This is a genomic window from Microbacterium sp. MMO-113 (genome assembly GCF_037148555.1).
Lineage (GTDB): Bacteria > Actinomycetota > Actinomycetes > Actinomycetales > Microbacteriaceae > Microbacterium.
In genome coordinates, this window is sequence record NZ_JBBCTD010000001.1 from 1,274,885 (window position 1) to 1,287,648 (window position 12,764).

14 protein-coding genes and 2 tRNA genes are annotated in these 12,764 nt (G+C 69.3%); 2 read left to right on the forward strand and 14 right to left on the reverse strand.

Annotated features, from left to right (window positions below; translation table 11 throughout):
- Positions 1 to 2: 2 nt before the first annotated feature.
- The 7 genes from deoC to WFJ36_RS06350 form a co-directional block, all read right to left on the reverse strand.
- Positions 3 to 1,004 (reverse strand): deoxyribose-phosphate aldolase, encoded by a 1,002-nt coding sequence (deoC, locus tag WFJ36_RS06320; RefSeq protein WP_143049305.1) that lies wholly within the window; start codon positions 1,002 to 1,004, stop codon positions 3 to 5.
- Complete coding sequence (locus tag WFJ36_RS06325; protein WP_060921184.1) at positions 1,001 to 1,936, reverse strand: sugar-binding transcriptional regulator; 936 nt, start codon at positions 1,934 to 1,936, stop codon at positions 1,001 to 1,003. The genes deoC and WFJ36_RS06325 overlap by 4 nt, the downstream gene beginning before the upstream one ends.
- Positions 1,937 to 2,089: 153 nt before the next feature.
- Positions 2,090 to 2,731: an ATP-dependent Clp protease proteolytic subunit gene (locus WFJ36_RS06330; RefSeq protein ID WP_025105017.1), complete on the reverse strand. Its 642-nt coding sequence runs from the start codon at positions 2,729 to 2,731 to the stop codon at positions 2,090 to 2,092.
- A 17-nt stretch (positions 2,732 to 2,748) separates the two neighbouring features.
- Entirely contained in the window at positions 2,749 to 3,336 is a 588-nt protein-coding gene (locus WFJ36_RS06335; RefSeq protein ID WP_025105018.1) for an ATP-dependent Clp protease proteolytic subunit, read from the reverse strand.
- 81 nt (positions 3,337 to 3,417) lie between these two features.
- Positions 3,418 to 3,912 (reverse strand): tetratricopeptide repeat protein, encoded by a 495-nt coding sequence (locus WFJ36_RS06340; protein ID WP_336642917.1) that lies wholly within the window; start codon positions 3,910 to 3,912, stop codon positions 3,418 to 3,420.
- A 72-nt stretch (positions 3,913 to 3,984) separates the two neighbouring features.
- Entirely contained in the window at positions 3,985 to 5,463 is a 1,479-nt protein-coding gene (gene tig / locus WFJ36_RS06345) for a trigger factor (RefSeq protein WP_071329581.1), read from the reverse strand.
- A 60-nt stretch (positions 5,464 to 5,523) separates the two neighbouring features.
- Positions 5,524 to 5,597: transfer RNA gene (locus tag WFJ36_RS06350), tRNA-Pro, on the reverse strand.
- 94 nt (positions 5,598 to 5,691) lie between these two features.
- Here WFJ36_RS06350 and WFJ36_RS06355 point away from each other — a divergent pair.
- Together WFJ36_RS06355 and WFJ36_RS06360 are read left to right on the forward strand one after the other, a co-directional pair.
- Positions 5,692 to 5,765, forward strand: a tRNA-Gly gene (locus tag WFJ36_RS06355).
- A gap of 71 nt (positions 5,766 to 5,836) precedes the next feature.
- Positions 5,837 to 7,066 (forward strand): hypothetical protein, encoded by a 1,230-nt coding sequence (locus WFJ36_RS06360; protein WP_336642918.1) that lies wholly within the window; start codon positions 5,837 to 5,839, stop codon positions 7,064 to 7,066.
- Positions 7,067 to 7,122: 56 nt separating this feature from the next.
- On the opposite strand, the gene WFJ36_RS06365 is transcribed toward WFJ36_RS06360, so the two are convergent.
- The 7 genes from WFJ36_RS06365 to whiA form a co-directional block, all read right to left on the reverse strand.
- On the reverse strand, positions 7,123 to 7,476 hold the full coding sequence (locus WFJ36_RS06365; RefSeq protein ID WP_025105022.1) for an RNA polymerase-binding protein RbpA: 354 nt from the start codon (positions 7,474 to 7,476) through the stop codon (positions 7,123 to 7,125).
- A complete protein-coding gene (gene secG, locus WFJ36_RS06370; RefSeq protein ID WP_025105023.1) occupies positions 7,476 to 7,724 on the reverse strand; it encodes a preprotein translocase subunit SecG in 249 nt (82 codons plus the stop codon). Before secG ends, WFJ36_RS06365 begins: the two co-directional genes overlap by 1 nt.
- Positions 7,725 to 7,804: 80 nt before the next feature.
- Positions 7,805 to 8,596, reverse strand: coding sequence for a triose-phosphate isomerase (gene tpiA, locus WFJ36_RS06375; RefSeq protein WP_071329583.1), 792 nt, complete (start codon positions 8,594 to 8,596; stop codon positions 7,805 to 7,807).
- On the reverse strand, positions 8,587 to 9,801 hold the full coding sequence (locus WFJ36_RS06380) for a phosphoglycerate kinase (protein ID WP_336642919.1): 1,215 nt from the start codon (positions 9,799 to 9,801) through the stop codon (positions 8,587 to 8,589). Before WFJ36_RS06380 ends, tpiA begins: the two co-directional genes overlap by 10 nt.
- A gap of 10 nt (positions 9,802 to 9,811) precedes the next feature.
- Positions 9,812 to 10,822: a type I glyceraldehyde-3-phosphate dehydrogenase gene (gene gap / locus WFJ36_RS06385; RefSeq protein WP_292791294.1), complete on the reverse strand. Its 1,011-nt coding sequence runs from the start codon at positions 10,820 to 10,822 to the stop codon at positions 9,812 to 9,814.
- Between the two features lie 115 nt (positions 10,823 to 10,937).
- Complete coding sequence (locus WFJ36_RS06390) at positions 10,938 to 11,564, reverse strand: superoxide dismutase (protein WP_025105027.1); 627 nt, start codon at positions 11,562 to 11,564, stop codon at positions 10,938 to 10,940.
- A 160-nt stretch (positions 11,565 to 11,724) separates the two neighbouring features.
- Positions 11,725 to 12,702 (reverse strand): DNA-binding protein WhiA, encoded by a 978-nt coding sequence (whiA, locus tag WFJ36_RS06395; RefSeq protein ID WP_060921191.1) that lies wholly within the window; start codon positions 12,700 to 12,702, stop codon positions 11,725 to 11,727.
- Positions 12,703 to 12,764 lie beyond the last annotated feature (62 nt).

The window sequence follows — 12,764 nt, forward strand, 5'->3', positions numbered from 1 at the left end:
TCCTAGTCGATCGTGACGTAGTCGGGGCCGGAGTAGTGGCCGGTGGTGAGCTTCTGGCGCTGCAGGAGCACGTCGTTGAGCAGGCTTGAGGCGCCGAAGCGGAACAGGTGCGGTTGGAGCCACTCCTCCCCCACGGTCTCGGCGACGGTCACCAGGTACTTGACCGCGTCCTTGGACGAGCGGATGCCGCCGGCGGGCTTCACGCCGATGCGCTCGCCCGTCCCGCGATACCAGTCGCGCACCGTCTCCAGCATGAGCAGCGTGGTCGGCAGCGTCGCCGCCGGCTGCACCTTGCCCGTCGAGGTCTTGATGAAGTCGCCGCCAGCGAGGATGCCGAGCCAGGAGGCGCGCTTGATGTTGTCGTACGTGTTCAGCTCGCCGGTCTCGAGGATCACCTTGAGCGAGGCGTACGAGCCGTCCTCACGACGGCAGGCTTCCTTGACCTGGGCGATCTGGTCGAACACCAGTCCGTAGCGCCCGGACAGGAACGCGCCGCGGTCGATGACCATGTCGATCTCGTCCGCACCGGCCGCGACCGCCTCCGCGGTGTCGGCGAGCTTGATCGCGAGGGAGGACCGGCCGCTCGGGAAGGCGGTCGCCACCGCGGCGACCGAGATGAGGCCGTCATCGGGGTCGCCGTGCAGGCTGCCGAGGGCCTCGACCGCGCCGGCGACCATGTCGCCGTAGACGCAAACCGCAGCGACGCGGGGCGTCGAGGGGTCGGCGGCGTCGGGGTTCTTCGCCTTGGCGACGAGGGAGCGCACCTTGCCGGGGGTGTCCGCGCCCTCCAGGGTGGTCAGGTCGATCAGCGTGATGATCGTGTCGAGCGCCCACGCCTTCGACGTCGTCTTGATGGAGCGGGTGCCGAGGCCGGCAGCGCGCTGCTCCAGCCCGACGGCGTCCACGCCGGGGAGGCCGTGCAGGAAGCGACGGAGGGTCGCGTCGTCCGGCTCACCGCCGAGGACGTCCACCGCCGTCCTGCGGCTGAGTTCTGTCGTCGTCACTGTTCCTCCAACAATGCTCGTGCTGTGGTCTCATCGGTCACCAGGACCCCGCACAGGCCGCTGGTCACGACCGTGCGCGCGATGTCGTGCTTGGCGGGGCCCGCCGTCACGAAGATGGCCCGCGCGGCGCCGCGCAGGCGGTCGAGCGAGACGCCGACCGTGCGGGCATCCAGCTGCGGGTCGACGATGTTGCCCTCGGCGTCGACGTAGCGCCCGAGGACGTCACCGACGGCACCGCGGCGCGCCAGCTCCTCCACATCGGCGGCGGTGAGATAGCCGTTCTCGACGTGGGCGGAGGTCGCATCGCACGGTCCGGCGGTGAACAGGAACGCCTGGGCGTCCGCGGCCTCCTCCAGCACCGCCGCGACGGTGCGGTCGCCTTCGATGGCCTGCTTCGTCTCGACGTGCTCCAGGATCGCGGGGCTCGGCAGCAGCGAGACCTGGCCGGAGGCGCGCTGGGCGATGGTCACCGCGAGTCCCGCCGCCCCGCCCGAGCGCCGGTTGAGGCTGACGCCGCCGTTGAGCTGCACGACGGTGACGCCGTTCGCCCAGCCGTCGGGCAGGGCCTCGGCCACGGCGCGGAGCGTCTTGCCCCAGCTCACGCCGAGCGTGCGCGGAACAGGGCGGAGGGCGGTCAGGAAGTCGGCCGCCGCCTGAGCGACGCGCTCCAGGGTGCCCTCGTCGCCCTCCGGCGAGGGGACGACCACGGCGTCGGTGAGCCCGAAGCGCTCCACGAGTTCGCGCTCGAGGCCGAGCCGACGGGCGCGCGGGTGGACGATCTCGATGCGGACGATGCCGCGCTGCCGCGCCTGCGTGAGGAGGCGCCCGACCTTCCAGCGGGAGATCTTCAGGAGACCACCGATCTCGTCCTGCGTCTTGTCCTCGTCGTAGTACAGCTCGGCGACCCGGACCATGAGCAGATCTTCTTCCACGGTGTCCTCCTTCCTCCTCCAGGGTAGGCCGGATTCAGCGTTCGCGCACCCATCTGCTCATATGCGCAGTCCCGCCATCCTCCCGCGCGCATCCGCCGGAGACGCGAAGAGGACGCCCGTCGACCGACGGGCGTCCTCTTCTGCGGATGCGGACTACGCGCGCTTGCGCGAGGTGAGCACCTGGTCGACGATGCCGTACTCCAGCGCCTCGTTGGCCGAGAGGATCTTGTCGCGATCGATGTCGCGATTGACCTGCTCGACCGGCTTGCCGGTGTGACGGGCCATGGTCTCCTCCAGCCAGGTGCGCATGCGGAGGATCTCCGCCGCCTGGATCTCGATGTCGGAGGCCTGACCGTGTCCGGCCTCCCCCATCGCCGGCTGGTGCATCAGCACGCGGGCGTTCGGCAGCGCGAGACGCTTGCCGGGGGCACCCGCCGCGAGCAGCACGGAGGCGGCCGAGGCCGCCTGGCCGAGCACGACGGTCTGGATCTGCGGCGCGACGTACTGCATCGTGTCGTAGATCGCCGTCATCGCGGTGAAGGAGCCACCGGGCGAGTTGATGTACATGGTGATGTCGCGCTCGGAGTCCTGGCTCTCCAGGACGAGGAGCTGCGCCATGACGTCGTCGGCCGACGCGTCGTCGACCTGCACGCCGAGGAAGATCACGCGGTCTTCGAACAGCTTGTTGTACGGGTCCTGGCGCTTGAAGCCGTAGGCGGTGCGCTCCTCGAACTGCGGCAGCACATAACGGCTGGAGGGCAGGTTTCCGGCGGACTGGAACGTGGGTGTGTACATGGTGTCCTCTCGAATCCTTACTCGACGCCCGTGCCGCCGCCGCCGGTGACGTCGCTGGCGTGCTCGCGGATGTGGTCGACGAAGCCGTACTCGAGGGCCTCCTCCGCCGTGAACCAGCGGTCGCGGTCGCCGTCGGCGTTGATCTGCTCGACGGGCTTGCCGGTCTGCGAGGCGGTGATCTCGGCGAGGCGCTTCTTCATCGACAGGATGAGCTGCGCCTGGGTCTGGATGTCGCTCGCCGTGCCGCCGAAGCCGCCGTGCGGCTGGTGCAGCAGCACGCGGGCGTTCGGCGTGATGTAGCGCTTGCCCTTGGTGCCGCTGGTCAGCAGCAGCTGTCCCATGGACGCGGCCATGCCGATGCCGACGGTGACGATGTCGTTCGGCACGAACTGCATCGTGTCGTAGATCGCCATGCCCGCGGTGATCGACCCGCCGGGCGAGTTGATGTAGAGGTAGATGTCCTTCTCGGAGTCTTCGGCGGCGAGAAGGAGGATCTTCGCGCAGATCTCGTTGGCGTTGTCGTCTCGCACCTCCGAGCCGAGCCAGATGATGCGGTCCTTCAGCAACCTGTCGAAGACGCTTGTCGCGACGAGGGGTTCAGCCATGTCAGCTCCTGCTTCCGTGTTTCAGTGATTCGAATCTACCGGCGCGCGCACAGCCCCTAGGTCGTGTTCGCCGTCGGCATATCAGGTGTCGCTGGCGGCGATCTCGTGCGCGTACGCCGTCATCGACCGGTGATAGCGCGGCAGGTGCGGGACGAGCGCGAGGATGGCCACCGACAGGCCCTGAGCGGGCCGGCCGGCGCTCGCGAGGATGAGGGCGTGCACCACCGCGACCGCGTCGCGATACGGCCCGTCCGCCGCCAGTTCCTCCTCGGCGCGGATCACCCGTAGCGCCTCGTCGTAGTCTCCGAGGTTGCGCAGCGAGCTCGCGAGCTGGATCACACACTGGGGGCGATGCTCCTCGTCGAGGCCAAGGGCCAGAGCGCGGCGGTACAGCTCTACGGCCTCCGCCGGGCGTCCCGCGGAATCGCGAGCACCGGCGCGCTCGAACTCGGCCCGGGCGTCGTCTGCACCCCGTTCGGCGGCGAGAGCGTCGATGCGGGCGATCGTCTCGTCGCCGACCTCCTCTCCGGAGGCCTCCGCCCACACCTGCTCGATGCAATCGTCCCAGCTCGTCATCCCGTGATCCTTCCCTCGATGAGAAAGAGGGCGGATGCCGCAGCACCCGCCCTCTTCACTCGACTATGCCGATCACTCGGCGGCGTCGGCGTCCTTCTTGGCCGGAGCCTTCTTCGCCGCCGGCTTCTTGGCGGCGGGCTTCTTCTCCGCGGCGGGCTTCTCGTCCGCGTCGGCGTCCTTCTTGGCGGCCGGCTTCTTGGCGGGGGCCTTCTTCTTCGCGGCCGGCTTCTCCTCGGCCTCGGGGGCCTTCTCGCCCTCGGCCTCGGCCTCGTCGTCGGTCACGACGAAGTCGGAGAGGTCGACGGCCTTGCCGTTGGTGTCCACGACCTTGACCTTGCCCAGGGCGATCGCGAGCGCCTTGTTCCGGGCGACCTCGCCGACCAGCGCGGGGAGCTGGTTCGAGGACTGCAGCGCCTCCACGAACTCCTGCGGCGCCATGCCGTACTGCGCGGCGGACTGGATGAGGTACTGCGAGAGCTCCTCCTGCGAGACCTGCACGTCGGCCTGCTCGGCGATCGTGTCGAGCAGCACCTGCGTGCGGAACTGCTTCTCGCTGGCCTCGGTCACCTCGGCGCGGTGCACGTCGTCCTCGAGACGACCCTCGCCCTCGAGGTGGTTGTGCACCTCGTCCTCGATGAGCTGCGGCGGGACGGGGATCTCGATCTGCGCGAGCAGCGTCTCGACGAGCTTGTCGCGGGCGGCGGAGCCCTGCGTGAAGACGCCCTGCTGCTCCACGCGCTCGCGCAGGCTGTCGCGCAGCTCGGCGATCGTGTCGAACTCGCTCGCGATCTGCGCGAACTCGTCGTCGGCCTCGGGGAGCTCGCGCTCCTTGACCGCCTTGACGGTGACGGAGACCTCCGCCTCCTTGCCGGCGTGGTCGCCGCCGACGAGGGCGGAGCGGAAGGTGGTGTCCTCACCGGCGGTGAGCGACTCGATCGCGTCGTCGATGCCCTCGAGGAGCTCGCCGGAGCCGATCTCGTACGAGACGCCCTCGGCGCGGTCGATCTCGGCGCCGTCGATGGTGGCGACGAGGTCCAGCTCGACGAAGTCGCCCGTGGCCGCGGGGCGGTCGACGGGGATGAGCGTGCCGAAGCGGGCGCGCATGTTCTCCAGCTCCGCGTCGAGGGCGGCCTCGTCGGCCTCCACGGCGTCGACCTCGAGGGTGATGCCCGCGTAGTCGGGCAGTTCGATCTCCGGGCGGACGTCGACCTCGACGTCGACGAGGAGGTCGCCCGAGAAGTCCTTCTCGTTCGGCCACTGCGTGATCTCGGCCGACGGGCGGCCGACGATGCGGAGCTTGTGCTCGGCGGTCGCCTCGCGGAAGAACTTGTCCAGGCCCTCGTTCACGGCGTGTTCGATGACGGCGCCGCGGCCGATGCGCTGGTCGATGATCGGAGCGGGCACCTTGCCCTTGCGGAAGCCGGGGATCTGGACGTCCTGCGCGATGTGCTCGTAGGCGTGCGCGATGCTGGGCTTGAGGTCGTCCGGGGTGACCGTGATGGTGAGCTTGACCCGGGTCGGGGTCAGCTTCTCGACGGTGCTGTTCGCCATGCTGGTGTGTTCTCCTTGTGGTTTCCGCGCGGAACGCGGCTGGAAGGTCGTGGGGTCGAGTCGGGGCGACTGGAGTTGAACCTGCGACCTCCCGCTCCCAAAGCGGGCGCTCTACCAAGCTGAGCTACGCCCCGGGGAATCCGCACGCAGATTCAGCCCCATCGAGTCTAACGGACAGGAGCACGCCCGACCGTCCGCTATGATCGATGGAGTCCGGACTCCGGTTCCGGGGGTGTAGCTCAATGGTAGAGTCTCAGTCTTCCAAACTGATTGCGCGGGTTCGATTCCCGTCACCCCCTCCACGTCGTCACCTCGGTCGAATACGCTGACAGGATCAGCTCCCGACCGGAAGGCCTGCCGAGATGAGCGCCTCGTGACCGTCCCTCCCCCGTCGGTGGCCGCGACCGCCTCGGGGCCGGCTCCGGGCGGGCACCGTCTCCCTCCCGTCGTCTCCTCCGCTCCCGTCCCGCCACGATCGCCGCGTGACCGGCGACGGCTCAGGGGCGTCCTCGCCGGCACCGTCGGCACGGTCGCGGTGTTGACGGGTCTCGGCATCACGCAGCTCGTCGCGAACCAGGGATATGACGAGGCCGCCAGCGGGGTCGAGGACGCCACTCGATCGGTGACCGCCCAGCAGACGGAACTCCGGCAGCGGACCGCCGATCTGATCGCGGCGACGGATGCCGGCCACGTCATCATCGACACCGGCGCGCCCGCGCTCGCCGTTCCCGAGGACCTCTGGGCGGCCCTGGACTCCGCCGTGGCGGAGGGCGAGGCCACCGGCGCCGAGGCTGAGGACGTCCTCGCGACGCGGCTCCCGGCGGACGAGACGAAACCCGGCTGGTTCTGGGACCTCTTCGCCGCGACGAGCCGTCTCGCCGAGGACCAGAGCATCCTGCGCGACGTCGCCGAGTCGATGGACAGTGCCTCCACGTCCGCCGCCGCGAGCGTGGACGCGGTCCGGACGAACGGCGTGGCCGTGCTCACCGCCGCAGCCGAGGCCGCCGGTGCCTTCGAGAGCGCGCATCCGTCGACCCGCAACGCCGCCGTGATCGCTCTGCGCGGAGCCGCCGCGGATGCTCTCGCCGTCACCGAGGTCGACGACGCGGCCGCGGCGGCCTACGTCGCCCTGCAGAAGGCGGCGACCGAGGTCGTCTCGGCGGAGAAGGCGGAACTGGCGGAGAAGGCGGGACCGCTCCGCGCCGCCCGACTGGCGATCGAGGCCTTCGCCCGGTCCCTCGCCCCCGGGGTCCTGCTGGAGTTCGACTGGGCCCCCGTCGTCAACGGCGCCGGGTACAACGGCAGCATGGGCGGATACACGACCTGGTGGTGGGACACGCCGGGACGCGCAGTCATCGAGCTGTCGGACTCGGTCGCGGAGCAGTGGCCAGCGGAACGCAGCAAGGCGCTCGTCGCCCACGAGGTGGGCCACGCCATCAGCGTCAAATGTCAGGACCTGTACGACTCATCCACCCAGGACAGCATCGAGAAGTGGGCGACGGCCTGGGCGATCAGCATGGGCTTCACGGACGATGCGAACGGGGTCTGGGCCTACGGGTATCCCCCGCAGAACTACATCGACGCGGCGGCCGGCTGCCGCTGAGACGGAAGAAGCCGCCGTGGTCGCCACGGCGGCTTCTCCTCTCGCTCAGTCGGCGGTCACTGACCCCGACGCTCGCGGAGCTGGGTGAGGGCGTCCTCCAGGAGCTGGACGGCCTCCTCGTCCGTGCGACGCTCCTTCACGTAGGCCAGGTGCGTCTTGTACGGCTCGGCCTTGGCGACCGCGGGAGGGTTCTCCTTATCCCGCCCGGCCGGAAGACCCGACTGCGGGTGATCGATGATCTCCGGGATCTCCTCCTCGGGGAGACCGGCGGCGAAGTAGCGGACCGTCTCGTTGCCGAGACCGTCCCAGTACGACACCGCGATGCGGTCGGCGTGGTAGCCGTGGTCCTGCTCCCCCATGGGACCGGAACCGACACGGGTACCGCGGATCGCGTTTCCACCGGTAGCCATCAGATCACCTCGAACTTCGTGATGAGGCCTAGCGCCACGATGGCGATGAACCACGTGAGCGCCAGGACGACGGTGAAGCGGTTCAGGTTCCGCTCCGCGAGACCGGAGGAGCCGACCGCAGTGGTCATGCCGCCACCGAACATGTCGGACAGGCCGCCGCCGCGACCCTTGTGCAAGAGGATGAGGAGAGTCAGCAGGACGCTGGTGATGCCCAGCACGACCTGCAGGACGAACTCGAGAATTGCCACGGAAAGAGCCTTTCGCTGGGGCCGGAGCGCCCCCGTAACGGTCAAGTATACGGTGCAGCGGGGCCGAAGCCCCGCCGCACTCACACGCCGACGTGCTTCTCGAAGCGGATGATCGCCGCGAACTCGTCGACGACGAGGCTCGCGCCGCCGACCAGAGCGCCGTCCACGTCGGGCTCGCGCATGAAGCTGGCGATGTTCGCCGCCTTGACCGATCCGCCGTAGAGGATGCGGGTGCGGGCCGCCGCCTCGTCGCCGAGGACCTTCGCGATCACACCGCGGAGCGCCGCGCAGACGTCCTGCGCCTGCTGCGGGGTGGCCGCCTGGCCCGATCCGATGGCCCAGACGGGCTCATACGCCACGACGATGTCAGCGGACGGGGAGACGCCCTGAAGGGCGACCTCGAGCTGTCCGGCCGGAACCGCGCTGGCACCGAACTTCTCCAGGTCCTCCGCCGTCTCGCCGACGCAGATCACCGGGGAGAGGCCGTGCTTGAGCGCAGCCTTCACCTTGCCGGCCACGATCTCGTCGGACTCGGCGTGATACTCGCGACGCTCGGAGTGTCCGATGATGACGTACTTCGCGTCGAGCTTCGCCAGGAACGCCCCGGAGATCTCGCCGGTGTACGCACCGGAGTCGTGCGCCGAGACGTCCTGCGCACCGAACGCGAACGGGATCTTGTCCGCGTCGATCAGCGTCTGCACGCTGCGGATATCGGTGAAGGGCGGGAAGACCGCCACCTCCACGGAGCCGTCCTCGTGCTTGGCGTCCTTCAGCGTCCAGTGCAGCTTCTGCACGAACGCCACCGCCTGCAGGTGATCCAGGTTCATCTTCCAGTTGCCCGCGATCAGCGGGGTACGGGAGCTCACGCCCATCCGAGGACCTCCAGCCCAGGTAGTTTCTTGCCCTCGAGGAATTCGAGGCTCGCACCGCCGCCGGTCGAGATGTGCCCGAACTGGTCGTCGGTGAATCCGAGCTGGCGGACGGCTGCGGCGGAGTCGCCGCCACCGACCACACTGAGGCCGTCGACCTCGGTCAGCGCCTGCGCGACCGCCTTGGTGCCCGCGGCGAAGGCCGGGAACTCGAACACGCCCATCGGGCCGTTCCAGAACACCGTCTTCGATCCGCGGATGACCTCGGCGAAGCGCGCCGCGGTCTCCGGTCCGATGTCGAGGCCGATGCCCGACGAGCCGAACGCCGTCTCCTCGATCGCGTCCGCGGCAGCCACCTCGTGGTCCGCGTCGGCGCCGAAGGATGCGGCGACCACCACATCGGTGGGGAGCACGAGCTCCACGCCGCGCTCCGCCGCTTCGGCGATGTACCCGCGGACGGTGTCGAGCTGGTCCTCCTCAAGGAGGCTCGACGCGACGGCATGGCCCTGCGCCTTCAGGAAGGTGAAGAGCATGCCGCCGCCGACGAGGATGCGGTCCACCCGCGGCAGCAGGTGGGAAATGACTCCGAGCTTGTCGCTCACCTTGGACCCGCCGAGCACGACCGCGTACGGCCGCTCCGGGTTCTCCGTCAAGCGGTCGAGCACGTCGAGCTCGGTCGCGATCAGGAGGCCGGCCGCCGAGGGCAGCAGCTTCGCGAGGTCGTAGACGCTCGCCTGCTTGCGGTGCACGACGCCGAAGCCGTCGGAGACGAGCACGTCGCCCAGCTCCGCGAGCTGTGCCGCGAAGGCACCGCGCTCGGCGTCGTCCTTCGAGGTCTCCCCCGGGTTGAATCGGAGGTTCTCGATCACGACGACCTGACCGTTCTCGAGGGACGCCACGGCATCCCTCGCGGCCTCACCGACCGTGTCGCCGGCGAAGGCGACCGGCGCGCCGAGCAGCTCGGACAGCCGCTGGGCGACCGGCTCGAGGCTGTACTGCGGGTCGGGGGCGCCGTCGGGACGGCCGAGGTGCGAGCAGACGACGACGCGGGCGCCCGCGTCGATGAGGGTCTTCAGGGTCGGCAGCGAGGCGCGGACACGGCCATCGTCCGTGATGACCCCGTCCCGCAGGGGGACGTTCAGATCACAACGGACGATGACGCGCTTGCCCTCGAGCGAACCCAGTGAGTCCAGGGTGCGCAGAGTCATGTGGCGGAGCTCAGATGCGCTCGGCGACGTACTCGGTCAGGTCGACGAGACGGTTGGAGTAGCCCCACTCGTTGTCGTACCAGCTCGAGACCTTGATCAGGTTGCCGCTGACGTTGGTGAGCGTGGAGTCGAAGATCGACGAGTGCGGGTTGTGCACGATGTCGCTCGACACGATCGGGTCCTCGTTGTACTGCAGGTACCCGGCCAGACGGCCGTCGGCCGCAGCCTTCTTGTAGGCCTCGTTGACCTCGTCCACCGTGAGGTTCTCGCGGTCCGTGATGAGGGTGAGGTCGACGATCGAACCCGTGGGAACCGGCACGCGGTACGACGAGCCGCTGAGCTTGCCGTTCAGCTCCGGGAGGACGAGGCCGATGGCCTTCGCGGCACCCGTCGAGGCCGGCGTGATGTTGATCGCGGCGGCGCGGGCGCGGCGGAGGTCCTTGTGGGGGCCGTCCTGCAGGTTCTGGTCGGCGGTGTACGCGTGGGCCGTCATCATGAAGCCGCGGTCGATGCCGAAGGCGTCGTTGAACACCTTGGCCAGCGGCGCGAGGCAGTTCGTGGTGCAGGAGGCGTTGGAGATGATGTGGTCCGTCTCCGGGTTGTACGTCTCCTCGTTCACGCCCATGACGATGGTGCGGTCGTCACCCGTGGCCGGAGCCGAGATGACGACCTTCTTCGCACCCGCGTCGATGTGCTTGCGCGCGGCGTCGGCGTTGGTGAAGAAGCCGGTGGACTCGATGACGATGTCCACGCCCAGCTCGCCCCACGGGAGGTTGGCGGGGTCACGCTCTGCGAAGGCCTTGATCTCCTTGCCGTCGACGCTGATGCTGTCGTCGTCGTACGTGATCTCGGCGTCGAGGACACCGCTGACCGAGTCGTACTTCAGCAGGTGTGCCAGGGTCTTGTTGTCGGTGAGGTCGTTGACCGCGACGATCTCAAGGTCTGCTCCCTGCGCGAGAACTGCGCGGAAGTAGTTGCGTCCGATGCGGCCGAAGCCGTTGATACCGATCTTGACAGACACTCAGGTCTCCCTGTTTCTCATGCGCCGAGCGCCGCCGTCGAGCGTGCGCCATGCGCGGGTTTTTTGGCTGAGATGGCGCCCCGACGAGCCGTGGGCCCGCCGGGACGCGACCCGATTACGACAGTACCAGCAGGCCGTTCGTCTGCTGACGGGCGACCTCGAGGCGCTGGGCGACGTTCTCCCAGTTGGCGATGTTCCACGCGGCCTTGACGTAGTCGGCCTTCACGTTGAGGTAGTCGAGGTAGAAGGCGTGCTCCCACATGTCCAGCTGGAACAGCGGGATGGTGCCCTGCGCGGTGTTCGACTGCTGGTCGAAGAGCTGCTGGATGATGAGGCGCGAGCCGATCGAGTCCCAGCTCAGGACGGCCCAGCCGGAACCCTGGATCCCGGTGGCGGCGGCGGTGAAGTGCGCCTGGAACTTCTCGAAGGAGCCGAAGTACTCGTCGATGGCCGCCTTGAGCTCGCCCTCGGGCTGACCGCCGCCGTTCGGCGAGAGGTTCGTCCAGAAGATCGAGTGGTTGACGTGGCCGCCGAGGTTGAACGCGAGGTCCTTCTCGAGCTTGTTCACGTTCGCGAGGTTGCCGCTCTCGCGGGCCTCGGCCAGCTGCTCCAGGGCGGTGTTGGCGCCTGCGACATACGTCGCGTGGTGCTTGTCGTGGTGCAGCTCCATGATCTTGCCGCTGATGTGCGGCTCGAGAGCGGCGAAGTCGTAGGGAAGGTCGGGGAGCGTGTAGGTTGCCATATCGCATTCATCCAATCCGCGCCGCGCCGCGGCGCTTGCCGATGCTCCGCGTCGCCGATGTGCGACGGAGAGCGGACGACTTTCATCCTACTGACGACAACGCCTCGGGTGTCCGGATCCTTCCAGGGGTTGACACGCCGTCCAGGGCGGCGTCACCGGGTCAGACGTCGAGCCCTGCGGGGACGGCGGCCTCGGTCCCCGGGATGCCCTCCTGCTGCGCACGCTTGTCCGCCATCGCCAGCAGCCGGCGGATGCGGCCGGCCACGGCGTCCTTGGTGAGCGGAGGGTCGGCGTGGTGCCCCAGCTCGTCGAGGCTGGCGTCGCGGTGCGCGAGGCGGAGCTCGCCGGCGACACGGAGGTGGTCGGGCACCTCGTCGGCCAGGATCTCGAGAGCACGCTCGACGCGGGCGCATGCCGCCACGGCCGCCTGCGCGGAACGGCGGAGGTTCGCGTCGTCGAAGTTGACGAGCCTGTTCACGCCGGCGCGCACCTCGCGGCGCTGTCGCAGCTCCTCCCAGGCGAGGGCGGTGCGCTGGGCGCCCATCTCGCTGAGAATGGTGCGGATGGCCTCGCCCTCGCGGACGACTACGCGGGGAAGCCCACGGACCTCGCGGGCCTTCGCGGCGACGCCGAGACGGTGAGCGGCACCCACGAGCGCCATGGCCGCCTCGGACGACGGGCAGGCGACCTCGAGCATGGCGGAGCGGCCCGGCTCGCTGAGCGTCCCCGCGGCGAGGAACGCCCCGCGCCAGAGGCCGGCGACCTCCGCACGGGAACCCGTGGTGAGGCGGTTCGGGAGTCCGCGGACCGGGCGGCGACGCTGGTCGAGAAGCCCGGTCTGGCGGGCCAGGGTCTCCCCCTGCGCGATGACGCGCACCGCCCAGCGGGCGCCGTCGTTGGCGGTGCTCGACTGCACCTGGGCGATCTCCGGACGGACGCCGTAGATCTCGGCGAGGTCACGAGCCACGCGGCGGGCGAGGGTCTCGGCATCGACCTCCGCTTCCACCGCCACCCGGCCGGCGATGGAGTGCAGACCACCGGCGAACCGGAGGATGGCCGTCACCTCAGCGACGCGCACCGTCGGGGGTGCATTGCGGATGCTGACGAGCTCAGCCTTGACGTCGGTGGTTAGTGCCACGAGACTCCTTCACGTTCACGCGCCGGGTCGCGACGCAAACCTCCAGCTTACTCGCTCGGGGG

Excerpts from the sequence above, each read along its gene's own strand:
- WFJ36_RS06390 (WP_025105027.1), bottom strand. The coding sequence starts at position 11,564 with ATGGCAACCTACACGCTCCCCGACCTTCCCTACGACTTCGCCGCTCTC.
- WFJ36_RS06340 (WP_336642917.1), bottom strand. The coding sequence starts at position 3,912 with ATGACGAGCTGGGACGATTGCATCGAGCAGGTGTGGGCGGAGGCCTCC.
- WFJ36_RS06335 (WP_025105018.1), bottom strand. The coding sequence starts at position 3,336 with ATGGCTGAACCCCTCGTCGCGACAAGCGTCTTCGACAGGTTGCTGAAG.
- WFJ36_RS06365 (WP_025105022.1), bottom strand. The coding sequence starts at position 7,476 with ATGGCTACCGGTGGAAACGCGATCCGCGGTACCCGTGTCGGTTCCGGT.
- WFJ36_RS06380 (WP_336642919.1), bottom strand. The coding sequence starts at position 9,801 with ATGACTCTGCGCACCCTGGACTCACTGGGTTCGCTCGAGGGCAAGCGC.
- tig (WP_071329581.1), bottom strand. The coding sequence starts at position 5,463 with ATGGCGAACAGCACCGTCGAGAAGCTGACCCCGACCCGGGTCAAGCTC.
- WFJ36_RS06330 (WP_025105017.1), bottom strand. The coding sequence starts at position 2,731 with ATGTACACACCCACGTTCCAGTCCGCCGGAAACCTGCCCTCCAGCCGT.
- tpiA (WP_071329583.1), bottom strand. The coding sequence starts at position 8,596 with ATGGGCGTGAGCTCCCGTACCCCGCTGATCGCGGGCAACTGGAAGATG.